The following is a 25,023-nucleotide window of genomic DNA, read 5'->3' as shown; positions in this document are numbered from 1 at the left end:
CACCGTTCTTACGATATTGTTGAGTCCAACATCCAGTGTCGCACAGATACAAAAGTAGTATATCTGTTATGGTATATACGTTCTTACTAAGATCAGTCAACACTCCATACCATCAAATAGCTTAGGCCATTTATCAGGCCTTTTGTGTCTAGGTTGGCAGCCAGGCAGAACTCTTTGGGAGTTGGAAGAAAAGACGTACTACAGGTTGCTGGAATAGATTGAGCAATCGCCTATTCAACAGACACTTTTTACCGTACAGCAGAGAGTGACAGATTTTGGCACAATAAAAACACTCAGTTGGAGGAGTGTGTATGTCTATTAATTATCAACAGGTTCACTTTGCGGCTGCCTATGGCACTGCTGCGCAACTACCCGAATCTACGCGCCCCGAAGTCTCTTTTGCGGGACGCTCCAACGTGGGCAAGTCATCGCTCATGAATAGACTGTTTAATCGTCGTGGTTTGGTCAAAGTTTCATCCAAACCAGGAAAGACAAGCACTATCAACTTCTTTCCCACCGATATGGTCGATTTTGTCGATTTGCCTGGTTATGGCTTTGCAAAAGTCAGTGCAAGCGAGCGAGCGCGCTGGAGCGACCTGATGAATGGGTATTTTGAACAGCCTCGCCAACATGCTTTGGTAGTATGTCTTATCGATATCCGTCATGATGCAAGTCCTCTTGACACTCAAATGGTTAACTACCTTGCCGACCATCAGCTTCCCATGGCAATTGTCTTGACCAAAGCAGACAAGCTGAGCAAACAAAAACAAGTCAAACAAACACGCACACTTTGCGCCCAGCTCAAAGCTCCTGGAGATACACCTGTATTGATTTGCTCGTCAGAGACTGGACAGGGCATTGAAGATTTGCGTATGCTTATTGGCGAGTTTGTATCTCCTTGGGCATAGCCATGCGTGATTGTGATGTCTTGGTCATAGGCGCAGGTATTGCAGGCACGACCGCTGCTCTTGCTGCCGCCAATACTGGTGCACGTATCATACTCGCAAGCACCGCTCACATCTTTTCTGGCTCAAGCTTTTTTGGTGGCACGTGGGGTCTGGGACTCATCGGCCCCCAAGACATCTCCGATGAAGCAGAACTTACGCAGACAATACTTTCTGTTGGACGCGGAATGGCAGTACCCACCCTAGTTACACAGCTCGTCAAAGGTATCGAGCCCGCAGTCCGACAACTTGAATCACGCGGTGTTCATCTGCGACATGCTCAAGCTGCCGAGCAACAAGAATTCATTCCCTGTTTTGATCACAAGCAACGCAGTTGGCAGGGTCTTGGTCGTAGCGCCTATCGAAAAGCGATTGCAGATGCCCTTGAAATTCAACAGCTCATGATGCTTCCCTACCATGAGCTCATCGACCTAGTGGAAGACGATTGTGGCATATGTGGAGCTCTGCTTTATGACTCAACTCACAGCGAATTGAGACAAATCAAAGCAGGCGCAGTCGTACTTGCCACAGGTGGTTTTGGCGGACTGTTTGAGCACACTTTAACTATGCCCGATGTACTGGGCACTGCTCAGGCAATTGCTCTCAAACATGGAGCTGCACTTATCAACGCTGAATTCATCCAGATAATGCCAGGGCTTTTGAGCCCAAAAAAGGGAATTGTTTTTAATGAGAAAAGCTTCCGTTTTGCTCGTCTCGAGGGATTTGAGGAGCAAAACTTCTCTCATCTTATGACAGCTCGTGCAGGCCATGGGCCCTTCTCGGCAAGCCTACCTGACCATCTTGTAGATCTTGCTATCGCTCGCAAGTCCGGTGGAGCAAAACTAAGCTATAGCTTACCTGACGTGCTGCCCGAATTTATGCAGACCTATGCCGACTGGTTTTACCATAGCTTTCACTGCAGCCCCTTTAAAAACGTACGCATTGCTCCTTATGCTCATGCCGCAAACGGTGGCATTTATATTGACAGCTCAGCCTCCTGTGGCATACCTGGACTTTTTGCCTGCGGAGAAGCCACCGGCGGCATGCATGGAGCAGACCGAATAGGAGGTCTTTCCAGCGCTAACTGCCTCGTCTTTGGCGAAATTGCGGGTCAGGCCGCAGCAGCATATGCGCAAAGTCACACGACAAAAATGCACAGCATCGTTTTGCCCACAAAGGCTGCCAGCATTACCGACTGCCAATACGCACTCAAACACATTCGCCACATCATGGATACAAACTGTTTGCTAGGACGAGAGAGTAGGACACTTACCCAGGCTCAACAGCAGCTATCTCATATCCAGGCTCAGCTTTCTCAGCGTTTTACGCCAAGCTCAGATCCTCAAAGCATCGCTCTTACGGCACGCGTTAGCTACGCCTGTCTCAGCGCACGGGCTCTTGTTGCCGCAATGCTTGCTCGTCCTGAAAGCCGCGGGTCGCATTTCCGACATGACTTTCCCACGGCAAATTCTGCATGTGCTCAAGCTCATACGCTCACCCTACGCCGTGAAGAATTTGACATTACTCCTATTGTTTTTTAGGACTTTTTGTTTGTTGCTCGTCACATACCTATGGATTCCCACCGTAAGTCCTATCTGAGGGTAGGAATGACTATGAAACGCTGTACCATTCCTGCATAACAAGACAAAGTACGTGCATAACTTTGCGCGTCAACTTCGCAGGAGGCCTATATGCCCAACAACATTCGCAAGGTCAACGTAATCGGCCACCTTCACCCAGATACGGATAGCATCTGCGCTGCCATTTCTTACGCTTATCTCAAAAACCACACGGGCGATCACATCTATGAGCCTCGTCGAGCAGGCACCATCAACCGTGAGACTGCTTTTGTCCTCAATCATTTTGGCTTCAAGGAACCTGAACTCATTACCACAGTTACTCCCCAGATTAAAGATGTTCAGGTTCAAAAATCTGAAGGCATCGATGCGGATATGAGTTTGTTTAGCGCCTGGAACAGGATGCGCGATACCAAAGTTGATACGCTCTGCATTACCGACGAAAACAACGACCTACAAGGCATCATTGCGATTAAAGATATTGCTAATGCCAATATGGATATCTTTGATAACAGCGTTCTTTCCGCCGCACATACCAAGTATCGCAATGTCGTTGAAACCCTCAAAGGTGAGATGGTGCTGGGGGACCCCGAAGCTCGTATTGAGCGCGGTGCAGTCACGGTAGGCACCACTCCCGAGTTGATGGAAAACTCCATCCACAAGGGCGATATTGTTTTGGTCACCAACCGCTTTGAAACTCAGCTATTTGCTGTTGAATCCAACGTCAGCTGCATGGTAGTTTGCGCTGGTGCACGTATTTCTAACGTGGTAAAAAAATCTGCAGAGGAAAAAGGTATCGCTGTCATTACCACACCTTATGACACCTTTGCCGCTTCTCGTCTTATCACGATGTCGCTGCCAGTACGTGATCGTATGCTCACCGACGGTATCCTTCGTTTTTCAGTAGATACCTCAGTAGATGAAGCGCGCAAGGTTATCGCCCAATCTCGCCACCGTTTCTTCCCTGTATTGGATGAAAATGGCCACTATGCTGGTGTTGTCTCGGTACCCAATCTACTGTCAGTCAACCGCAAGCATGTCATTTTGGTCGATCACAACGAGCGCGCTCAGGCTGTCGATGGCCTTGAAGAAGCCATCATCATGGAAATCATCGACCATCACCGCATTGGCACTATTGAGACCTCCCAACCTGCCTACTTCCGCAATGAACCCGTGGGCTGCACCTGCACTATTCTCTATGGCATCTACCAAGAACTAGGTGTCGAGATTCCCAAGAATATCGCTGGATTGATGATGTCGGCTATTCTCTCTGACACCTTAATGTTCCGCTCCCCCACTTGCACTCAGCGTGACCGTATTGCGGGCGAGGCGTTAGCTGCTATCTGTGGTGAAGATATAGAGCCTTATGCAGATGCTATGTTTGATGCAGGCGCTGATGTCAGCGGTCGTACTGCCGAAGAGGTCTTTAACTCAGACTTCAAGATCTTTAGCCGTGGTCAAGCAAAGTTTGGCGTGGGTCAGGGCTCATACATGACTACCAATAGTCGCAAGGCCGCTGAGGCTCTTGTGGGTCCTTACCTTAAAGAAGCCGCTGTTGCTAATGACATCCCCATAATCTTCTATATGTTCACCGATGTAAAAAGCCAAACCACTGAGTTGCTGTACTACGGCGTTGGCGCCGAAGGTATTGCTCGTCGCGCCTTTGGTGTCGAGCCCGTTGATGGAATCTTTACTCTACCTGGCATAGTGAGCCGCAAAAAACAGATGATTCCGCCTATCATGGCAGCTTTCCAGAATCTTGAGGAAGCTGACTGAACAAGGATGTAAGCATGCATGCGCTTCACCTACGCCTCCCCAAGGGTTTTGTCCTTGAGGAACGGCTTGCCCGCTATGCGGACGCAATTGAAACTTCTCCTTCCCAGTTTGCGGGCCTGTGGGCAACAGCCTGCAAGCCTCTTGATGGGAGTGCAAATTCTGCTTTTCGTGAAGTACATCTCGATTTGGGTTGTGGCAAAGGAACTTTTCTTGTCGAAGCTGCGCGCCGCAACCCTGATGTACTCTTTCTCGGTATCGACAACGAGCCTGTATGTATCGCCTATGCTGCTCAGGCAGTTTGTGAAGCAGGGCTTAAAAACGCCGTGCTTATCCCTGGCACTGCTGAGCGTCTAGAAGTTTTTTTCGCCCCAGCTGAACTGAGCCGTATCTACATCAACTTTCCGACCCCCCACCCCAAACGACGTCATGCCAAACTACGCCTCACACATGTAGCTCAACTCGCCACATTGAGGCGCTTTCTTGCGCCAGAAGCAAAAATAATCTTTAAGACAGATAGCACGCCACTGTGGCTGTACTCTCGTCCGCAGTTTGAAATGGCTGGCTATGACATTTGCTGGATGAGCGATGATGTGCGCCGAGACCATCCCGGAGATCCCGAAACTGGATATGAACAAAGACTCACGGCTCAAGGGGCTCAGGTTCATGGGATTTGCGCTGTATCCAGTCACAAACCTATGCCTCATACCGATGAACTAGCGCTGGCCGAAAAAGCTGTCTCGCAAAGCTTGGTTGATTATCTTCCCGATGACCTCAGTACCATGAACTACGTACCTCACGGTATGGAGGCCACCGTTATCAATCTACGCAATCTCAAAGCCAAACAACAACGCTAAAACACGCTTTGCTTTTAGGAAGCCTCTTGTATTGCACGAAGCATCCGAAATGCCTGCACCGTAGCTGCCACGTCATGTACACGCGCTATTGCTGCTCCCTGTGCCACCGCATAACAAGCGCCAGTAACTGACCCAAAGATTCGCTCCCGCGCCTGAGAGACACCGGTAATCTCACCTACAAAACGCTTGCGCGAGATTGCCACCATCAAAGGCCAGCCCAATGCTGAGAGCCGATGAGTTGCACGGAGCAAGGATAGATTATGGTCTGTTGTCTTGCCAAAGCCGGGTCCGGGATCAATACAAATACGCTCATGAGCAATACCTGCCTCTTCAAGCATCTGGGCTTGACCACAGAGATACCATGAAATATCCCTTACAACATCTTTGTATTGGGGAGCCACCTGCATACCTTTTGGCTCACCCAACATATGCATCACTACAAGACCTGCATCCGAGCCCTTTGCAACCTCTACCATAGCGGGATCGCGAAAACCTGATACATCATTGATTATGGAAGCCCCAGCTTCCACACAGGCACGCGCAACTTCGGCGTGACGAGTATCAACCGATACCACGATATTTCGTAGTGCAAGTTCTTCTACCACAGGCAGCACGCGTGAAAGCTCCTCTGAGGGTGCCACCTCATCCGATCCGGGGCGCGTTGACTCTCCACCGACATCAATAATATCTGCACCCTGCTCAATCATGAGCTGTGCTGCTTCGATTGCCTGTGTTGCTGAGGTAAAGCGCCCGCCATCGGAAAAAGAGTCAGGAGTGACGTTGAGAATGCCCATAATCAAAGGATGTGAGAGCTCAAGTTGATATTTCCCGCACAGCCAGTATGTAGGTTTTTTTGGCTGCGATTCTTCTATAGTCATGAGCTGCTCCCCTGCTGTCCTAGTCATATTGCACTATGAGGATACTCGCTTGCAAGCTATAACACCACGTCTCAACTCAGCTGCCTATAGCAAACCAGTTGAACAAGCAGATTCGGACTCAGGATAGGCCACCACCTCTACCGTCCCCCGATAACGGCCCCGCGCGCCAATCAAATCTCGTGCACATGACAGATAGCTCTGCGCACAGTTATTCTTTGCAGTAGGACCTTCAAAGTGATATTGGCTCATCTCAGCTGCGCAAACATGTTCATCTTTGCATAGACCTCGATCATGAAGAGGAATACCGCCCACCATGTGCCACTCACCATCAATATGCGCAATCCTTAGACCTAGGAGTCCATCTTCCCAGTTTTCATTACATGCTACCAATCCATTGTGCAGATGAAAAAGCTGTTTGCTTTTGCTATCTGCAAGCAAGGCAGTCTCATGCTCCTCATCCTGCGCAATTACCCAAAACTGGGAGAAAAACTGTGAGTGTTCTACTTGCTTAAGTTGATCAGCTGTCAGACAGCGTCCAGCCCCGTTGCAGGCATCCATGTAGTGATAAAGCGGATTGTGTCCATCAGGCGCTACATAGTCAAAGACGAGCCATTCGGTAAACATCATCTGTACAAGCTGGATATCACTCTCACAAGGCATCATCACATGCATGGCATAAGGATCAACCTCTTGTACAAAACGCTCCTGCGCCTCATGAAAACTCTCGGGATGACAGCGCTCCCAAAAATATCCCACTTCAGCTATATCGTAGGCATCGTCAAAGACATATCCCTCATCTGTTGCAAGCATTTTCTCTCCTCACACGTACCAACTATGCAAGCAAGCCTAGAGGCATCTGAACAAATCTGAGCTCAAAATTTGAATTAGCCTTGTCTTAAACTGGCGGCCAGCTGGCCTCAAACTACAGGGGATTGACCAGCAGTTTTCTTTGTTACTCTTTCAAAAAGACTGTACGCTCAGCAAGAGATGCCAAGTTTTATCCAAGCTTTCCTTTATAACTTGCATATGTCGCGCCATCGCTAAGCTAGGATAGAAAGGGTACAAATAGTGCTATCGCCAAGAAGCGCTTTTATTTATATATGCGCTTACAGGGAGTTTTATAGTGGTCATTGCGGCAGAGCATTTTTCTCAGAACGATTCGGAAGACAACACAAATTCTTATGCAATGGATACTTTCTCTGAAACCTCACATACATGGACAAATGATGGTGAGAGTCGCTTACCAGCTTCGGGGCAGCTCCCCCTCTACGACGAGGATATGGAACCCGAAGATGCTCTTGACGAGTTTTTAAAGTGGGTAGAGTCACGAGATATCGAGCTTTGGCCCCATCAAGAAGAAGCTCTGCTTGGGCTTGCTGCAGGTAATCATGTTATTTTGGGCACCCCTACAGGTTCAGGGAAATCCTTAGTGGCCCTTGGCATGCTTTATCTTGCACTCTGCGCTGGCAAGGTGGCCTATTACACCGCCCCTATAAAGGCGCTCGTCAACGAGAAGTTTTTTGGCCTCGTTGACCTGCTTGGCCGCGACAATGTCGGCATGATAACAGGTGACACTCATATCAATTCTGATGCGCCAGTTATTTGTTGTACCCAAGAAATTGTTGCCAATCTGGCCCTCCGCGAGGGTGAGCAGAGCGATGTTGCGGCTGTAGCAATGGATGAGTTCCACTACTATGCTGACCCTGACCGAGGTTGGGCATGGCAGGTACCTCTTCTCACGCTCACTCACACTCAGTTTTTGCTTATGAGTGCCACCTTGGTTGACGTCAGCCAGATTGCCTCCTCGCTGAAAGAGCATACAAAGAGAAGTGTTGACTTGGTACTTGATGCACAGCGTCCTGTTCCTTTGCACTATCGCTATGCCCTCACGCCTCTAGAAGCAACTGTCGAGCTCGCTATCAAAAACAACGAAACACCGCTCTATATTGTCCATAGCTCCCAAGATGCAGCTCTCAAAACAGCACAAGCACTCTCAAGCTTTGGTGTTTCGGACAAAGCTCAGCGTGAGGCTGTCAAGCAGGCTTCCAAAGATACCCGCTTTACCACGGCATTTGGCAAAACACTCAAGCGTCTACTCTCATCAGGAGTTGGCGTACATCATGCAGGAATGCTCCCACGATATCGCTTGCTCGTAGAAAAGCTTGCTCAAAGGGGTCTTTTGCCGGTCATCTGCGGTACGGATACGCTCGGTGTAGGAATCAATGTGCCCATTCATACGGTTGTAATGACTTCGCTTACCAAGTTTGATGGCAATCGTATGCGCCGCCTCAAAAGCCGCGAGTTTCATCAAATTGCTGGTCGTGCAGGCAGGTCGGGTTTTGATACCGAGGGCCTCGTCATTGCGCTTGCACCCGAGCACGAAATCGAAAACGCCAAAGCGCTTGCAAAAGCAGGTGACGATCCCAAAGCGCGTCGTCGCGTCAAAAAGAAGCACCCACCTGAGGGTTTTGTAAGCTGGAACGAGCAAACCCTTACGCAGCTGATAGAGTCTATCCCCGAAACGCTTACACCGCGCCTACGCGTCACACACTCCATGGTGCTTGCCGAAGTTATGCAAGGTGGAGATGCCATGGCACGCATGCGCAAGCTCATAGCCAATTCCGCTCAGACAGACGAGCAAAAACAACGTCTTAATAATCGTGTTGATGAGGTTATGGCAACGCTCATTGATGCTGAGGTGGTATTGTGCACCAAGCAAGCTGATGGCAGTACCAACTATTCCACGATGGTGGAACTTCCTGACGATTTTGCTCTTGACCAGCCACTCTCGCCTTTTTTGCTTGCAGCACTTGAGCTGCTTGACCCAGAAAGCGAGAGTTATAGCTATGACCTCATTTCCATGGTTGAATCTACTCTCGAAAATCCTTGGCAGATTCTGCGTGTACAGGAACGACGTGCCCGTGACACGGCAATGGCAGCTATGCGTGCTGAAGGTATTGAATATGACGAACGCATCGAGCGCATAGCTGAGGTGAGCTATCCTAGGCCCCTCGCTGATCTGCTTTACCGTGCTTTTGATAGCTACTGCAAAGAAGTCCCTTGGGCTCGTGATTACGAATTGCATCCTAAGTCCGTACTCCGCGATATGCTCGAAACAGCGAACGACTTTAGAAGCTATGTCTCAGGCTTTGGCATGAGCAGAGCTGAAGGTACCCTGTTGCGTTATCTCTCCGAAGCATATCGTGCGCTTTCACGCACGGTACCTCCCGATAAGCTCAACGACCAACTGAAAGAAATCATCGACTGGCTGGGCTTTACCGTGCGCACCATAGACTCTAGCCTTATTGACGAGTGGGAATCATCTGGCACAAACAGCGAAGAGCAGTGTCCGCCTATGGCAAAAGACGTTGTTGTTCGTGACCGTCGCGCGGTCACGCTACTCGTCCGCAACGCACTCTGGAAGCGCGTACGCCTACTCGCCGCACGCGATATTCAAACCTTAGGCACCATCGATATCGATTGGGGCTGGGGGCAACGTCGTTGGCGTGAATGCTCTGATGCCTTCTTTGAGCAGCATGGCTCTATCAAACTAGACGCTGATGCACGTTCCACACAATTCTTCTTTATCGACGAACAAAACGAGAAGAGCGAACATCGCTGGCAGCTTACTCAAATCATTAGCGACTCGGACGATGAGCGTGATTTCCAAATCAAAGCCGATGTTTTGCTTGATGAGACACAAGAAAACGGCGAAGTAGTCTTTGACAACTACCGCGCCGGATTCTATGAAGATCTTGATTGAGGGACTACTTTGATTTAGAGCATTCTTAAAACACCGCGTACAAGACGCTCAAACTGAGTTGCATATTTACCCGCCTGCAAAAGCACGCTTTCATGTGTTGATGTGCCATCTCCTGCAGCGTTTGCCGCCAAGGTAAGGCCCAAAACATTCATCTCGAGAGCGCGTGCCATAATAACCTCACAGGCTGTTGACATGCCTACATATGACACGCCTAACGTGCGCAGAGCAGCCACCTCGGCTTTGGTCTCAAAACAGGGACCAAGCACGCCCGCAAAAACACCTTCCTCTACGGCGATGCCCGCATCATCGGCGACACCACGAGCAAGCGTGCGCAGATAAGGACTATACGCATCAGTCATATCTACAAAAGGCGTATCGATATTACGAATCTCATCCCACTCAGCCAAAGGACTCCGTGCCGTAAGGTTAATCTGATCGGACAGGATACCCAGGCCCACATGGTCTTTGCCTTCAACGGCACCAGTCGCGCAAGCAAAAATAATATCTCGTGCGCCCAAATGATGAGCATGACGCACCAATGAGGTAACCTCAGCGGCAGAATAGCCCTGATACAGATGGATACGACCGGGATATACAATGACTGGCACTCCATCAATGGTGCCAATGGTTGCTTCGAAGCTATGGCCTTCAATAGGTCGCGCATCCACAGGGAAACCTTCAATATCGTGATAATCAATGCGACGTACAGGCTTAACGAGCTGCGCAATATGACCCAAGCCAGTTCCCAAAATGATAGCTACGGGGTGCTCAACAGACGGTTTGCAACTCTCAACAACCTCTTCGCTTACCACACACATCCCCTCCTCCAGCAGCAGTCGAGTATAGATACCCGCATCCTTCTGTAATACTCCTGAAAATGTACCATCATAAACGTACGAGACACCACAGGTGGGACTCTTCTCTTTAAGAACCGCGAGCGATGCTCCAAAGCGCCGTGCTTGCTCTAAACAGAGATGAGCACCACGGTAAAAAGCCTCGGTCACCTCGCGCCCGTCTTTAAAAAATACCCTACCATCTTGAAGCTCTGCGGGTGGGCGGGGTACGGGAAGACCTGCCTCACATTCGGGGCAAACCCCTCTTACTTCGGCTTTTTCACATAGTCTTGAGACAGCAAAACAGGGTTTTGCTCCACCGTCATAACGGCAAGCAAAACCCTGCAAACATTTGCTCACTATGACACGCACAGTGTTTAATTCCTTATGACAAGCGTACTCAAAGAAAGCGTTGCTTTAGCAAAAAGACTATTGAAGTACTTCTGATACGTCTGGGTAATCTCTTGGCTCTTGGCTGAATACTCAGTCATTGCAGTCTTGTAGGCAATAGTTGCAACCTCATAGGTAGCAGTCTTGCCATCAAAATTATAGTTGGCAAGAGCTGCGGCATAACTACCCGCCTCATCCTTCCAGCTATTCTTCTTGGCATCCCACTGATCACCCGCAAGCTTAATGATGTACTTGGCATAATCTTCGGTAGCCTTGTCCTTGTTGTCATCAGAAGGCTTAGTAGGAGCGCTAGGTGCCGTAGGAGCAGTCAAACCTGTTGCTTTTTCGCGCAGCTTGGTAGTCATAGCCTGCTCACGAATCAGCTTCTTGAGGACATCAACATCAACCTTGTAATTTTTGGCAAGCGTCTCGTAGTCGGCACTACCTAATTGCTGAGTGGTGTATTCATCAAGTTCTTTGTCAGAAATCTTGATTCCTTGATTTTCTGCCTCTTGCAACACAATCTGAGTGCGTACAGCAGCAAGTACTCCATCAGCAGCGGGTACGAGGTAGCTACCATCTTTTTGTTTTGCACTATCAATGTTGCCTGAAAGCTCCAATACATCTTTAACAGTAATGTTGGAGGTCTTTCCAGCGTAGGTATACGTTGCTATTACGGTATCAAGCTTGTCAGCAGCAATTGTGTCCTTGTCACCAAGGTTTTTAATTGATGCGGCGCTTGTGCTGCTGGTAAGCACAAACTTACCAATCAATAAACCCGCAACAAGGCACACTACAGCGATAAGTGGCCACATAATGCGCTTAAAACCAGAGAGCGTGTGTGAATTTCCTGCCATCTAAACCTCCTGCAAAACCAATGCTGTCATAGTGCAAATTTCGCGCTGACCGACAAGGTCTGCAATTTCATCTTTGCGCTAATAAGCAGCATTGCATCTCATATCGACAGTCTGCAAAACGAAAAAAATGATACTACTCAGCATTGGAATCTGCTGCATCAGACAAAGCTTTAAGGATATCTCCCGAAAAAGCCTTGATATAGCCATGTCCATGTTCAGCATCAAAACTCACACGCTCAATCAACGCAGCACGAGTCTCATCAGAAAGAGAGCCTTGTGCAAAGAGCAGCAAGCTTGCCAACATGTCGCGATATTCGGGGTCGCCGTGATAGCATTGCACAGCTTCATCCAACAGACGCCAGACTGCATTGGACCTCTCAGGGGTTGTTGCACCAAAACATGAAAGGAATCTAAACGCAGACTCACGCACCGAAGAAGAACTCTCATCAAAAAGAGCTGCCTCAGCACCATCACAACCATCTGCTACCAAGTCAGCACGCTCGGAAGCAATACAGGAAAGCGCATCGAGTACCTCCCAGCGTGTCTGAGCTTCAGGACGGTAGAGAGCCTCCACCAGCTGAGGTACGAAGTCATGAATGCGCTCTGGCGTATCATGTGCAACGGCGGCGAGCGCATGGGCTGCTTCTTGGCGTGCCCTACGACGAACGCCTCCCAGCTCTTCCACACACGAGGCAAGCATTTCATCGCTCAGAGTTGTTTGTTGCTCGGTCATAGTTCGCTTCCTCTCATATGCCTTTATGGCAGTCATTACTCTTTGAATCCATCTACGACAACAGTGCCGCTCTTTTCATCCTGATGTGTCTCAAGAAAGCCAAGCTTAGATGCCTCGCGCAAAAGATTGGTAAAGGAATGATAACCGTAGGTACGCTCCGAAAACTGGGGGCGCTTACGGCGCATCGTTTGCTTGATAAGACTGGCGAGAGCAGGGCTATCATTCTCACGCTGAAGCGCATCAATAGTCTCAAAAAGCAGTTGATAACACTCGTGTTTGTCCTTGGAAACCTTGCTACGAAAATCAGGGATGCCCGTATCACTGACAATGTCTTCGTAAAAGATAAATTCATCGCAGTTTTCGGAAAGAAGTGGACTCGTAGATTCCTTCATACCCACCGCAACAACTGTTTTGCCAAATTCCTTGAGCTTAGCTACCAGCGGAGAGAAGTCAGAGTCGCCCGATAAAATGGCAAAAGTATCGATGTGATCTTTGGTAAAGCACATCTCTACCGCATCAACAGACAAGCGAATATCTGCCGAATTTTTACCCGTATAAGCACGGTCAGGAATTTCAATGAGCTCGATGCCCAGCTCATGCAGGGGTGTAATTGCATCACCAAAGCGCTGCCAATCACAGTAGGCGCGCTTAGAAACAATGCGGCCCTTCTCAACCAAACGCTCGAGAATTTTTTTAACATCGGGACGAGGTCCCGGTTCTTGGTGGCCATTACGCTTGCGTTTACCTGTGCCTAATGCCAAATTTTCATAGTCAATGAGCACCGCCATGGAGCGTTGTGCTTCATTCTCACTCATACACAATCCATTCTATGTGCTACATGTTTGCAGCAGTCTTAGTCCTTGTGGTGATGATCACAGCCGCAATCGTGATCATGACCATGGCTATGGCCACAATCACAGCCCTCATCTTCATCCTGCTCTGCTTCCAAAATAGACCAGTCAAGACCAGCTGCTTCACCAGTTTCTTGGTCAGCATACAGCAGAGTCAAAGCTTGGGTCCCCATGCGAGAGCCACCCACCTGACAAAGTAGGTCATAGAGCGTAAATGCCGTCTCCGCACCAGGAAGCGTGATACCCAAATCCTGCGCAGATGCCAAAGCCAGGTTCAAGTCTTTGTGGAGATGCTCTGCCAAAAAGCCCGGCTTGTAGTTGCCCGCAAGTGACTTGGGAGCCAGACGAGTCATCGCAACTGATCCACCCATGCCATCGCAAATCATCTGTAGGGTCTGCTGAACATCAAGATCTGCCTGTTCTGCCAAAGCCATAGCGTCGGCATAACCCATCATGCAAGAAGCAAGCGATACTTGATTGGTAAGTTTTGCCAGTTGGCCCTTACCTGCAGCATCAAAGTAGTACTGCTTGGCAGAAAAAGTCTGAAGAAGAGGAAGTACCGGAGCTACCGTAGGCTCATCAGCACCGATAATAAGTGTTAACGTACCCGCCTCAGCACCTTCTTGTCCACCCGTTACGGGACAATCAAAGGCATGCTTACCCGAAACTTCAGCAGCATCATGAATATCGCGCGCAAGCTCGGGTGAGCTGGTTGTCAGGTCGATAAGATAGGCACCTTTCTTGGAACTTGCAAGAATACCTGCCGTTGCCAGATACGCATCCTCAACATCGGTGGGATAGCCCAACATAGTAATGACTACGTCAGCATTCTCAACAGCGCTGGCAATGGAGTTTGCCTCATGAGCACCCGCATCTACCAAAGTTGCCATCTTGTCCTTACTGCGATTAAAGACGGTAAGGTCATAGCCCGCATCGAGAATGTGTTTTGCAATGGGCGCACCCATGATGCCCGTACCAATAAAGGCAACCTGAGATTGAGCGTTTATTTGAGCATGCTGATCGTGCATCTATTCCTCCATTGAATACTGCGCTGTATGAACAAAAAAAATTTCTGTCCACAAGACATAAGTCCCTGTTACGATTCCCCTTTTGCGCAGTTTCTATTCTTCTTCATATAAAACGCTTGGCATACAAGCTGTTCTACTTTTTATCGATCTCCCCGCTTACGCACGCGACGTGCGATACGGTCAGTCAGAGATAATTTCTCTCTACGGTCAATACCCCAAAAACAAAGTGCCACCATACCAGGACCCACATGAGAACCTAACACGGGAGAAACCGAGCTACGAATAACTGCGATATCTTCGCAGCCCTTTTCTTTACGAACTTGAGCTTCAAGCCAGTCCGCATCTTTTTCTGCATCAGCTGAGACAATACCGAGCGGTAATGAAGAATCATGGGCGTAATTGTCACGAAAGTCTTGCAGAATGGCGCGCAGAGCTTTTTTACGACCACGGCACACACCGCGCAATGTGAGAGAGCCATTGATATCATAAGAAAGGACGGGCTTCATATCTAACTTTCCGCCCAACTGAGCTGCTGCAGGCGGAATGCGCCCGCCCAAACCCAGCCAATGCAAACTATCTAACGTAAAATAACCGTGCACAAAATAGCGTGCATCCTGTGCCCATGCATAAAGCTCCTCAGCAGTAAGCCCCAAAGAAGCTTGACGTACAACTTCAATAGCCAAAAGCTCTGCTGCAGCAGAATCACAGCAGTTATCCAGCACATAGAGCTCAAAATCTGGATATTTTTCGGCAATCATTTCTGCAGCCTGCCGAGCAGAGTTAATAGCTGAGGAAAGACCTTCAGACAAGCACAGGTAGAGCGTAGGCGTGCCTTCCTTGGCGGCGTTTTCAAAAGCCTCAAGGTAAGTACCTGGCGTGACTGCCTCAGTGGTAAAACGTGCGTCAGGGTTTTTGCGCATGCACTCATAGAACTCATGTGGCGTCTGCGAGGTCCACAAATCGTCTTCACGCTCACCATCAGGACCCACATAGCGAAAGTGAATCACCTCAATGCCAAGCTGTTTTAAAACTTCAGCGTTATAGTCAGAGGTGGTATCTACCATGATGCGCGTAGTACGCTTTTTGTGATATGCGCTGCCAATACGCCTTAGTTCATGAGGAGCCGCGGCAGGCCTACTGCCCTCATGTTGTGGGGGAAGGGCCCCGCTGCTCGCAGCAGAGCCCTCCTGAATATCAATGGGCTGTTCGTTCTCGCAACTAGGCTCGCTCATCGTACTCCTCGATCTTTGGCTTGATAATGCCATAACCACCATTGTTGCGGTGGTAAATGACATTTATAAGCCCTGTTGTTGCGTTTTCAAAAACAAAGAAATCGTGGCCGAGCAAATCGGTCTGTACCAATGCCTGTTCTTCGGTCATAGGCTTGAGATCAACGTACTTCTCACGTACCAGCTGATCATCATCCTCACTTGGCTCAATCAAATCTGCCAAGTCCTCTACAGAAGTGGGCAGAGGACGAGGCATAGCATGACCTGCATGCTGACGGCGATCAACCACACGGGTCTTATAGCGACGCAGCTGACGAGCTACCTTGTCAGCAGCTTCATCAATTGCCGCATACATATCCTGGGCCTCAGCAACAACACGTACGACAGTATCACGAACAAAAACCGTAACCTCACAGGCACGACGCTCAGGGTTAGAGCGATTTTTGTCTACGCGCAGCACAACTTCGCAGGTCATAGGCTGAATATCAAACACCTTGAGGGCGCTACCAATTTTTTCCTCAACGGCATCGCGCATGGCGTCCGTGACGCTAACCTTGCGTCCCGAAATCTTAATATCCACCATTGGCGCCTCCTTGTTGTAGTCCTATAAAACGAGGGCTCAAAAGCTCTGCCCTATTGCTTTGATACCCTCTCTTACCCAAAGCATCACCAACAATCCGCCCAGCGGCTACTCTTGGGGCGTGACTGTTTCTTCGCCACTTTCACCGCCATTTGTGCTATAGCTGGCCTCCTCACCGCCTGTGACTTCAGCATTACCACCAGCATCAGCATTTCCACCTGCGTTATAGTTGTTATACGTGTTGTAATTGCTGTAGTCGCTGTAATCAAGAGAGTCGCCAGAATCACTGGTATTTTTAGGTGCTGTTGCGCTACCTGCATTGGTGGCAACCTCAGGGGCATCTTCTTTCTTCTCGGTAATTTTGATGCCCTCTATCTGCGTCTTAGCACTAAGACCTGAAAATTTACCCAACCACCTCGTACGCAAGATAGTATCAACACCATTGGATTGAAGGGTCTCAAGAGCACGTCCTATTTCAGTAATGAGGCTCTTGTTAGAAGAAAGTACAGCAATACCACGATTTACGGGAGCTATCAGACTCCCAGCAAAGTGAATATCTTTGTACTGATTGGCAAGAAAAGCACCAGCGTAGGCATCACAAAGTACATATTCCACTTCACCAGCATCAAGAGCATCGAACGCTTCGTTGAGATTACCAAAAGTTTTTTTATTCATCTTGAGATCGGTACGACTAAGAGTTACCTCAGAAGATTTGCCTGCCACCAAACCACAACTCTTACCCATCAGCTCTTTTTTTGCGAGCACACGCTCATCACCGCGATAAAAGAAAGAGGGCGCTGCTTCATTGGTCTGGCCAACAATACTGCATTTCTTGACATCATCTTTTGAAACGCCCAGCACAATATCAACGGTATTGGCACAAGCAGAATCAATATCACTCACGTTCACAAAGCGCACGTCTAAGCCCAACTCATCGGCCAGCGCCTCGCCCAACTCGATGCCGTAGCCCTTAACCGTATCGTCACCCAGCGTTGAAAGCACAAAAGGCGCTGACGTGATATTGGTGTTGATACCGACGGTGAGCACACCAGTCTGACGAAGAGTAGGTTCTGCCAAATCAGAACCACTGCGTTTGAGAGAAGCAAGGCCATCAGCAATACTTCCCTGCTTTGTGGTTGGAGAAATAATGTGAGACAAGTCTGGTAGCTCAAAGGGAAGCTTAAAAGGAAGTTGAGCTTTGCAGCCTATCAAACAACCCGAAATAAGTACGGTACAAACAAGGCCAATGAGCTTCTTTTTTGTACTTCGCCCCATACACTATCCTCTCAAAGCCACTATGAGCTTACTCAAAAACACACCGTCTTCCCAGCTGACCTGGTATTTGACCCCACACTCGCGCACAGGAGTCTTCGCTTCGGGCTACGCGATGCCCCCACTACAAACTCTCTCGCCCGCGAGACGGAATATCTCTAGTAGGACGGGCGGTGCGGCTTACCTCTAGGACGAGCCATGCTCGCTCGAATCGCGATCCGAACTTACGTGGATCCTTTTGGCCTCGTCTGCCATGGACTAAGACGCACAGACCATAGCCATTTGCGTCCGCAACCACAGACCTGGAAAGACGATACATATTATACCAGCTACTTACCCTTACCTACCATGCACGCGCAAGAGAACACGCGGTTACCGATTCAGCGCCGCGCTCAAGCAGGACACGCGTACTTTCACGCAGGGTAGCACCTGTTGTAATAACATCATCTACCAACAACAGACGAGCACCAGCTACATCATCTATCACCTCCACCGAACCTTCTAAGTTGCGCAAACGACTCTGCCTATCCAGTTCGCGCTGATCGCGACTTTCATGGCGCAGCAATACGTCACACACAGGCAGGCCCAACAAAGCTGCAAGCGCCTGCGAAATAAGTTCCATGTGGTCAAAACCACGGCGCAAAAAAGCTGAAGGCGAGGCAGGTACAAAACAAATTCCATCTAGCTTCTGAAAGTCATAACGTGCACAACCATCTGCTGCCGTCCAGCTTGCCGCTTCATCAAGAGCTGTAGCAATCACAGCTGCGATAATGGGAGCCAAGCGCAATTCATGAGAATCTTTAAGTGTGGTTACCAGCAACGCACCGCTACCTGAAAACTCCAATGCCGAGATAGTCGTACGAGCTTCCCAGTGATAGGGCGCAAGCTCTCCATTAGTTTCAGAATTTTTTTGCACACGTCTTTCACGTAGGGCTTCTGCTCCGCAGTTTGTACAGGTGAGCCAGCCATGTGGAGTACCACAGATAGGACAGGCATAGCGTTGTTGTATCCACTTAAGCTTCTGGCGACAATTGTCACACAGCAACTTGCCTGACGTATCACAGACGATACAGCGAGTAGGCCACACTAACTCAATGAGATGGTCAAGTAAAAAATGAAGTTCTAGATTGTACGACTGATTTTCTTGATATGAACTCAAGACAGGGCAACTCCCCTCGCGCACAAACAGTACACGAGGAAGACCAGTGCTTGGGATATACCCAATCCCTAGCGTATCAATACCTACTAGTTAAAACGTAAGTCCAAAGAACTTGTGAGCGTTACACCAAAAGTTGCGATACGTTTCTGCGCGAGAAGAAACACCCGCGAGCTCACGCTGTTCAGCCAAAAAATCGATAGTCAAAGCTACCATTGCAGGCTCACACTCCATACCGCGCAAAGGAGTTGGTGCCATATAAGGACAATCAGTCTCAGACAGTATGAGCTCATCTGGACAGGCAAGAAATGCCGCACGAATATCATCGGAACGCTTAAAAGTGGCAGCACCACCAAAGGCAATATGACAGCCTAATTCAACAAAAGGCTTCATAACTTCAGGACCGCTCGTAAAGCAATGCAGATCACATCCTGCCTGCGGCACACCCTCTTTGCGAAGCAGTTGAAGTGCGAGGTCATGACCCAAACTATCGTTTTCTCCATCACGCAGGTGCAGCTCAACAGGAAGGTTATACTCATGCGCCATGCGTAGTTGCTGATGAAAGGTCTCAAGTTGTACCTCTTGAGGCAACTCATTATACGGGCCAAAATCAAGGCCAATTTCGCCCATACCAAGACAGTAGGGATGAGCAAGCAGCATATCCAAACGCTCATGAGCTGATGCGTCATCAAGCCAAATCTGAGCACCGTAGGGGTGAATGCCTGCAATGAAATAAAGTTCATCAAACAAATTTTTAGCACTGCTTGCCGCAATACCTATCTCTTCCAGCTGCTCCAGCATTGCACGAGCCTGCTCTTTGATTTCATCCCACCAAGTAAGAAAAGCAGGAACATCTTTTACATCCTCTGTGGGATCAAGTGGCACCACCAAAAACCTCAGTCCTGCAAGAGCTGCTCGCACCAAAGCCTCTACAGGATCTGTTTTTTGAAAGACGGTAAGGTGAGCGTGAGTATCTGCCAACGCCACCAAAGGCTGAGGAAAATCTATTACGCGTTTCTTTTTGTCACGTAGATACCAATACTCAGCACTAAGCTGTTCTTGACTCAGCTCTATATTCATCGCTTTAACTCCAAGGCTCGAGCAAGCTGTATGAAGTCCTCAACAGCAAGCATTTCTGCACGACACGTGGGCTGAATGTGTGTCTGCTTAAACGCAGTATCAAGAGCTGTTTTGTCAAAGCCGCTTGCGGCCATGGAATTTCGAATAGTTTTGCGTCGCTGCGCAAAGGCAGCATCAATAACCTGAGACACAAAGGCGAAGCCAACATCAGGCGTGAGCGGTCGCCTATCAATACGCACAACCGCTGACTCAACATGTGGCGCTGGCATAAAGCAGGTGTGACTTACTTCAAAACGTCCAGTTACCTGAGCATAAAGTCCAAGCTTTGCGGTATATGCACCATAGGTTTTGTTGCCAGGTACAGCTGCAATACGGTCTGCTACCTCCGCCTGTACCATTACGACCACCCGTTTGATAGAAGGAAGTTCACTCAACACACGAAGTATCAAAGTTGCCGCTACTTGATATGGCAAATTGGAAACCAACTGAGTCGGCTGCGCCTTACCCAGGCTAGAAGGCAACACTTTGAGCGCATCGCCCCAAAGAATCTCTAGGCAATCAGAGTTTTGGGCACATGTCTCAGCAAGTACCGCTTCTAGTGTGTGATCGGCTTCAACGGCAATGACTTTTTCTACTCGAGGCAAAAGTGCACAGGTAAGCGTACCCATGCCAGGACCCACCTCGAGTACCGTATCTGCTTTACTGAGCTCGGCTAACTGCAAAATACGACACACAACAGAATCATCAACTAAGAAGTTCTGTCCCAAGCGATGCTTTGCAACAAGACCGTGACGCTCCAGAGCAGCACGGGTAGCACGAGGATTGGCAAGAGGCGAGCACACGACAGACGAAAATGGCGCTTGCTTGGTCTCAGTCATCACGTCTGCTCTCCCCTCTTGCGGCTGAACAAATTGATATGTGGTGCTACGTATAGACACCTATCTCTACATGGCTCTGCTTATTTAGATGCCAAACGTGGGAAGAGCGCTTCGCCCTTCTCCACCGCAATGCCAGAAGGCAGCTGACCCCAGGCGCATACAGCAGCCAAATCGTCAGACTCGGCCTCATCTCCTAAGGAAAGGCGACGCAAAACTTCAGAGGATGTCTTGGGCATAAAGGGTGCGAGCAGATGAGCAGAAATGCGGATCGCCTCAAGCAGGCCGCCAATGACAAAGGACAGCTCATCTAACTGGGCTACACCATTCTCATCTGGCTTTGCCAAAGCCCAGGGCTTGGAATCCTCAATGTAGTGATTTGCAGCCCCCACGAGGGCCATGACCTCATCAATTGCCTCAGGATATGCCATGACATCCATCTTTGCGGCATAGCGCTGATAGATACCTGCAGCTACCTGTGTCAAAGGACTTTCACGCTGCGCCCAATCCGCAGGAAGCGCAGGAGTTTTTCCATCAAAATATTTGACGGACATATTAAGTGCACGAGACACAAGATTGCCCCAGCTATTAGCCAAGTCGGCATTATAAACCTGCTCCATACGAGCAAAAGAGATAGCGCCGTCCTCACCAGGCTTGCAATCACGCATAAAGTAATAGCGGTAGCCCTCAATGCCCAGTAAGTCGATAACCTCCTGAGGCGCAATAGCATTGCCGCGAGATTTACTCATCTTCTCGCCCTGGCCGGTTTCTTCATTGCGGACCATCAAAAAGCCATGAGCAAAGACGTGTTCGGGCAGGGCTTCACCGATAGCCATCAGCATGGCAGGCCAAATAACACAGTGGAAACGGATGATATCCTTACCAACCACGTGATACTGAGCAGGCCAACGGCGTGCAAGATTTACAGCGGCATCTTCACCTGGCTGACCATAACCCACTGCCGTCATGTAGTTAAGTAACGCATCAAACCAGACGTACGTCACATGCTTCTCATCAAAGGGAAGTTTGATACCCCAGTCAAAACTCGTGCGACTGACGGAAAGATCTTGCAGGCCACCCTCAACAAAGGTGCGAACTTCCTTCATGCGGAAGGAGGGCATCACAAAGTCAGGATGCTCATCATAAAAAGCAAGCAGACGATCCTGGAAAGCAGAGAGTTTAAAGAACCAGCTCTCCTCTTGCACACGCTGCAACATACGTCCGCAGTCGGGGCAAAGATGCTGACCTTCGGTGTGGTTTTCCTCGTCGGAGTGGCGTACTTGAGTCTCGGTAAAGTACGTCTCCTCAGGAACGCAATACCAGCCATCATAACTGCCCTTATAGATGTAGCCTGACTCCCTCATGCGCTCCCAGAGATACTGCACCGCACGCTCCTGACGGGGCTCGGTAGTACGAATAAAGTCATCATTGGAGATCTCAAGGGTCTTCCAAATATCTGTAAAAGCAGGAGCCAGCGAATCACACCACTCCTGAGGAGTCATTTTGTGTTCAGCGGCCGTAGTCTCAACTTTCTCACCATGTTCATCAAGGCCCGTGAGGAACTTGACATCATAGCCAGCAGCGCGGCGATAACGGGCCTGCACATCACTCAAGATAGTGCAGTATGCGGTACCGAGGTGCGGGGCGGCGTTGACATAATAGATAGGGGTGGTGATATAAAAAGACGGCTTGTTTAGATTGTCTGCCATGAAAAATATCTCCTGCTAAAAGTCTGCGAATGATGCAACTTACTATTCTAACGCAAGCCTCCTTTGTGCTCCTCAGAGAAATGCGTACAAACAGACCCTAGGCAGTTTAGTTGTCAGAGAGCTCCAAAATGCGAGCATAGGCATCGGATTTTGGGAGACCATATCGCTTGGCAAGACGCTTAGCAAGGACCGTTTTTGCTTCTCCTACGGCGAGTCCTGCTTGTACCGCTTCCTCAAAACTGACCGGTTGTTCAGCAGTTTGTGAAAGACGCAGAGCAATCTGGCGCAATTCGTCTGCGGAAGGCGGTGCAATCACAATGACACACTCACCTTTAAGCACATTACCTGCAGCTTGTCGCTGGACAAGTTCATTTATCAACTCACGTGCTAGCCCACGCAAAACTTCTTCATGCAACTTAGTCAACTCGCGCACCAAAGCTACCAAACGTTGAGGAAAAGCCTGAGCAATTACTGTCAAGGTATCTACCACACGACGTGGAGACTCATAGAGCACCAATGCCCCTGGTACTACCGAAAGTTCGGCCAAACGCTCTTGCTGGGCCTTTGCTTTCCGCGGCAAAAAGCCTTCAAAGAAGAAGTGCTCCATGGGAAGACCCGATGCCACCAAAGCGCATGTAAGCGCTGAGGGTCCAGGAATAACTTCCACGCAAAGACTTTGCTCAAGCGCTGCATCTACCAAACGAACACCAGGATCGGATACTCCAGGCATACCTGCATCCGATACAAAAGCAACGCGTTGACCCGCAGCGATACGGGCAAGCGTAGGCTCAATACGACTCGCGAGCACATTGTCATCGGCACGCTCAAGAGGTACATGCAGACCTAAATATGACATCAATTTGCCGGTAACTCGGGTGTCTTCACAAAGCACCACATCAGCAGAACTCAAAGTCTTCTTTACGCGTGGTGAAATATCTCCAAGGTTACCAATAGGTGTGCCAACTAAAGAAAGAACACCCTCTCCTTGTGCTGCGGCTGCATGAGAATGTGCAATAGCCATTAGTCGAGCATCCGCCTCTCAAAAGTCGCCAAAGCTACACGAGCATCCCAGCCTATCAGCCTGCCTGTCGTCTTCCAAGTCTGGAAGAACCACGCAGGACAGTCGCGAAAAGCATTAATTTGTTCGGCAATAAAAACACGCTCAAGCGCAATGCGACCTTCAGGTGTCATCAGAGAATCGGGGAAAGGTAAAGAACCAGACCATTTACCTACCATCACGGGCAGACGGCCACGTCCTATAGCTTTAAGCGCTGCGCGAGAGCTTGCCACAAGTTTGCGCACGCCCACAGGACCTGTAGCATCCACCTTATCCTCGTAATGGTAAAGATGAGCATCAAGCCAAACATTTTTGTATTGACGCTGTCCCATAAACGAACGCCACGAGTGATGTAGATCTGCATCGGGCAAAACTACAACGGCATCCTCGCCCGCCTCTTTACGAATAATCTCGTATGCATCACGATAATAGGTACGCAAGATGTGCATAGGCACACCATCGCTTAAGACCAAGCCATGACGTACTTGAGCGAGGGGCTCATCTGCTACTTCAATACCAACAAAACCATCGCGTAATGCATAGCGGCGAGCCAGCGTAGCAATGACTTGCAAAGCACTTTGGCGATAGTCAACAAAACGCGCCCGACCATGTACAAGGCCACCATCATCTGCCTCGCGACCAGGATTGACACCCAACACAAGCAGCAATTTGAGCCCAACATCTTCTGCCCACTCAAGCGCAGTATCGACCTGCTGTATACATCCCACATAAGGACCAGTTTCGGGACCATCATCACCTAACACATACCAAGGCACGGTCAGCCGCACGGCATTAAACCCGCGACCTGCAATCTGTACAAAATCTGCCTGGGAGATAAAGGTCGCACGATGATGGTGCACTATCTCCTGATAGCGCTTTATACCCACCGCACGAATCAGTGAAGGCTCGTCGAGGGCACCAGAATCCGCAAAAAGACCAGGGGTAACCCATGACTCAAGTGTGAGCCAACCAGTAAGGTTCACGCCATGTAGGGTCCGCCTGTCCATTACTTGCTCCTCTGTTCAAAATTTTGCTCGCACTTGAAGTATACCCACCTCAGTGGACATCAAGGGGATACATAATGATCCTTTATCCACAAAAAAGGATACATTTGGTCGCTTTTATCTAGATATGCACAGATGCAGGCAATAAAGCTAATCTACAAAATAACTTGCACAGTTCAAAGGCGTTTCATATACGTCTACTTGACTTATAGGCAGGCCACGTTTGTAAAAAAGTTCAGCAAAATTCTTGGCTAAATTTTCGGCCGTTGTCCTATAGGGCACTATCTTGAGCTTAAAACCCTCGTCACACAACGCGTCAATAGTAGCCTGCTTGAGCGTACCCTCTTCAACCAAAAACATATGGTCAAACGCAGCAACCTCTTCACGCACGACACGCTTAAGCTCACCAAAATCAAGCACCATATCGCGCTGTGTTCCCTCAGTGCCAAGTTGGTCTTGCTTGATATACACAACAACACGCCAGCGATGACCATGAAGATTTTCGCATTTGCCGTGATAGTCAGCTAAAAAATGTGCGCTATCAAAGCACGCTTCCGTCTTGAGTCCAAACACCACT

The 25,023-nt window shown here is 49.2% G+C and carries 22 protein-coding genes; 5 read left to right on the top strand and 17 right to left on the bottom strand.

What is annotated here, in order from left to right; genetic code table 11:
- The first annotated feature begins 311 nt into the window (after positions 1 to 311).
- The 4 genes from yihA (at position 312) to trmB (ending at position 5,151) form a co-directional block, all read left to right on the top strand.
- The gene (yihA, locus tag BN4314_RS05725; protein WP_148424868.1) at positions 312 to 908 is read left to right on the top strand and encodes a ribosome biogenesis GTP-binding protein YihA/YsxC; all 597 of its coding nucleotides are present in this window, start codon (positions 312 to 314) and stop codon (positions 906 to 908) included.
- 2 nt (positions 909 to 910) lie between these two features.
- Positions 911 to 2,485, top strand: a complete 1,575-nt coding sequence (locus BN4314_RS05720) for an FAD-binding protein (RefSeq protein WP_068540248.1) — start codon at positions 911 to 913, stop codon at positions 2,483 to 2,485.
- 150 nt (positions 2,486 to 2,635) lie between these two features.
- Positions 2,636 to 4,297 carry a putative manganese-dependent inorganic diphosphatase gene (locus BN4314_RS05715; protein ID WP_021735625.1) on the top strand — a complete coding sequence of 554 codons (1,662 nt, stop codon included), beginning with the start codon at positions 2,636 to 2,638 and terminating at the stop codon, positions 4,295 to 4,297.
- A gap of 14 nt (positions 4,298 to 4,311) precedes the next feature.
- Positions 4,312 to 5,151, top strand: a complete 840-nt coding sequence (gene trmB, locus BN4314_RS05710) for a tRNA (guanosine(46)-N7)-methyltransferase TrmB (protein WP_021735616.1) — start codon at positions 4,312 to 4,314, stop codon at positions 5,149 to 5,151.
- Between the two features lie 14 nt (positions 5,152 to 5,165).
- On the opposite strand, the gene folP is transcribed toward trmB, so the two are convergent.
- Positions 5,166 to 6,029 carry a dihydropteroate synthase gene (gene folP / locus BN4314_RS05705; RefSeq protein ID WP_068540247.1) on the bottom strand — a complete coding sequence of 288 codons (864 nt, stop codon included), beginning with the start codon at positions 6,027 to 6,029 and terminating at the stop codon, positions 5,166 to 5,168.
- Positions 6,030 to 6,113: 84 nt separating this feature from the next.
- Entirely contained in the window at positions 6,114 to 6,839 is a 726-nt protein-coding gene (locus BN4314_RS05700; protein WP_021735653.1) for a hypothetical protein, read from the bottom strand.
- A 376-nt stretch (positions 6,840 to 7,215) separates the two neighbouring features.
- Between BN4314_RS05700 and BN4314_RS05695 the strand changes: the two genes are divergently transcribed.
- Positions 7,216 to 9,792: a DEAD/DEAH box helicase gene (locus tag BN4314_RS05695; protein ID WP_068540851.1), complete on the top strand. Its 2,577-nt coding sequence runs from the start codon at positions 7,216 to 7,218 to the stop codon at positions 9,790 to 9,792.
- A 14-nt stretch (positions 9,793 to 9,806) separates the two neighbouring features.
- On the opposite strand, the gene BN4314_RS05690 is transcribed toward BN4314_RS05695, so the two are convergent.
- From BN4314_RS05690 to BN4314_RS05620, 15 genes are all read right to left on the bottom strand, one after another.
- Entirely contained in the window at positions 9,807 to 10,997 is a 1,191-nt protein-coding gene (locus tag BN4314_RS05690) for a purine-nucleoside phosphorylase (protein ID WP_068540246.1), read from the bottom strand.
- Between the two features lie 5 nt (positions 10,998 to 11,002).
- Positions 11,003 to 11,872, bottom strand: a complete 870-nt coding sequence (locus tag BN4314_RS05685) for a hypothetical protein (RefSeq protein ID WP_068540245.1) — start codon at positions 11,870 to 11,872, stop codon at positions 11,003 to 11,005.
- 133 nt (positions 11,873 to 12,005) lie between these two features.
- The gene (locus tag BN4314_RS05680; RefSeq protein ID WP_068540244.1) at positions 12,006 to 12,605 is read right to left on the bottom strand and encodes a hypothetical protein; all 600 of its coding nucleotides are present in this window, start codon (positions 12,603 to 12,605) and stop codon (positions 12,006 to 12,008) included.
- Between the two features lie 35 nt (positions 12,606 to 12,640).
- A complete protein-coding gene (locus tag BN4314_RS05675; protein WP_035098478.1) occupies positions 12,641 to 13,420 on the bottom strand; it encodes an NYN domain-containing protein in 780 nt (259 codons plus the stop codon).
- A gap of 38 nt (positions 13,421 to 13,458) precedes the next feature.
- Positions 13,459 to 14,484, bottom strand: a complete 1,026-nt coding sequence (locus BN4314_RS05670; RefSeq protein WP_068540243.1) for an NAD(P)-dependent oxidoreductase — start codon at positions 14,482 to 14,484, stop codon at positions 13,459 to 13,461.
- A 140-nt stretch (positions 14,485 to 14,624) separates the two neighbouring features.
- Positions 14,625 to 15,716: a DegV family protein gene (locus tag BN4314_RS05665; protein ID WP_082911183.1), complete on the bottom strand. Its 1,092-nt coding sequence runs from the start codon at positions 15,714 to 15,716 to the stop codon at positions 14,625 to 14,627.
- Positions 15,703 to 16,296 carry a ribosome hibernation-promoting factor, HPF/YfiA family gene (gene hpf, locus BN4314_RS05660; RefSeq protein ID WP_187369554.1) on the bottom strand — a complete coding sequence of 198 codons (594 nt, stop codon included), beginning with the start codon at positions 16,294 to 16,296 and terminating at the stop codon, positions 15,703 to 15,705. The genes BN4314_RS05665 and hpf overlap by 14 nt, the downstream gene beginning before the upstream one ends.
- A gap of 105 nt (positions 16,297 to 16,401) precedes the next feature.
- Positions 16,402 to 17,568 carry a substrate-binding periplasmic protein gene (locus BN4314_RS05655; protein ID WP_068540242.1) on the bottom strand — a complete coding sequence of 389 codons (1,167 nt, stop codon included), beginning with the start codon at positions 17,566 to 17,568 and terminating at the stop codon, positions 16,402 to 16,404.
- 340 nt (positions 17,569 to 17,908) lie between these two features.
- On the bottom strand, positions 17,909 to 18,724 hold the full coding sequence (locus BN4314_RS05650; protein WP_232309722.1) for a ComF family protein: 816 nt from the start codon (positions 18,722 to 18,724) through the stop codon (positions 17,909 to 17,911).
- A 90-nt stretch (positions 18,725 to 18,814) separates the two neighbouring features.
- A complete protein-coding gene (locus BN4314_RS05645) occupies positions 18,815 to 19,801 on the bottom strand; it encodes a TatD family hydrolase (RefSeq protein ID WP_068540241.1) in 987 nt (328 codons plus the stop codon).
- A complete protein-coding gene (gene rsmA, locus BN4314_RS05640; protein ID WP_051333109.1) occupies positions 19,798 to 20,679 on the bottom strand; it encodes a 16S rRNA (adenine(1518)-N(6)/adenine(1519)-N(6))-dimethyltransferase RsmA in 882 nt (293 codons plus the stop codon). Before rsmA ends, BN4314_RS05645 begins: the two co-directional genes overlap by 4 nt.
- Before the next feature lie 80 nt (positions 20,680 to 20,759).
- Positions 20,760 to 22,385 carry a methionine--tRNA ligase gene (gene metG, locus BN4314_RS05635; RefSeq protein WP_021735615.1) on the bottom strand — a complete coding sequence of 542 codons (1,626 nt, stop codon included), beginning with the start codon at positions 22,383 to 22,385 and terminating at the stop codon, positions 20,760 to 20,762.
- Between the two features lie 106 nt (positions 22,386 to 22,491).
- The gene (gene rsmI / locus BN4314_RS05630; protein WP_021735590.1) at positions 22,492 to 23,406 is read right to left on the bottom strand and encodes a 16S rRNA (cytidine(1402)-2'-O)-methyltransferase; all 915 of its coding nucleotides are present in this window, start codon (positions 23,404 to 23,406) and stop codon (positions 22,492 to 22,494) included.
- Positions 23,406 to 24,449: a cellulase family glycosylhydrolase gene (locus tag BN4314_RS05625; protein ID WP_021735591.1), complete on the bottom strand. Its 1,044-nt coding sequence runs from the start codon at positions 24,447 to 24,449 to the stop codon at positions 23,406 to 23,408. The genes rsmI and BN4314_RS05625 overlap by 1 nt, the downstream gene beginning before the upstream one ends.
- Positions 24,450 to 24,596: 147 nt before the next feature.
- Positions 24,597 to 25,019, bottom strand: coding sequence for a 6-pyruvoyl trahydropterin synthase family protein (locus tag BN4314_RS05620; protein ID WP_068540240.1), 423 nt, complete (start codon positions 25,017 to 25,019; stop codon positions 24,597 to 24,599).
- Positions 25,020 to 25,023: the final 4 nt, after the last annotated feature.

Source organism: Olegusella massiliensis (assembly GCF_900078545.1).
Taxonomy (GTDB): domain Bacteria; phylum Actinomycetota; class Coriobacteriia; order Coriobacteriales; family Atopobiaceae; genus Olegusella; species Olegusella massiliensis.
Note: the sequence above shows the minus strand (reverse complement) of the source record. Positions and strands in the feature narration are given on the sequence as shown.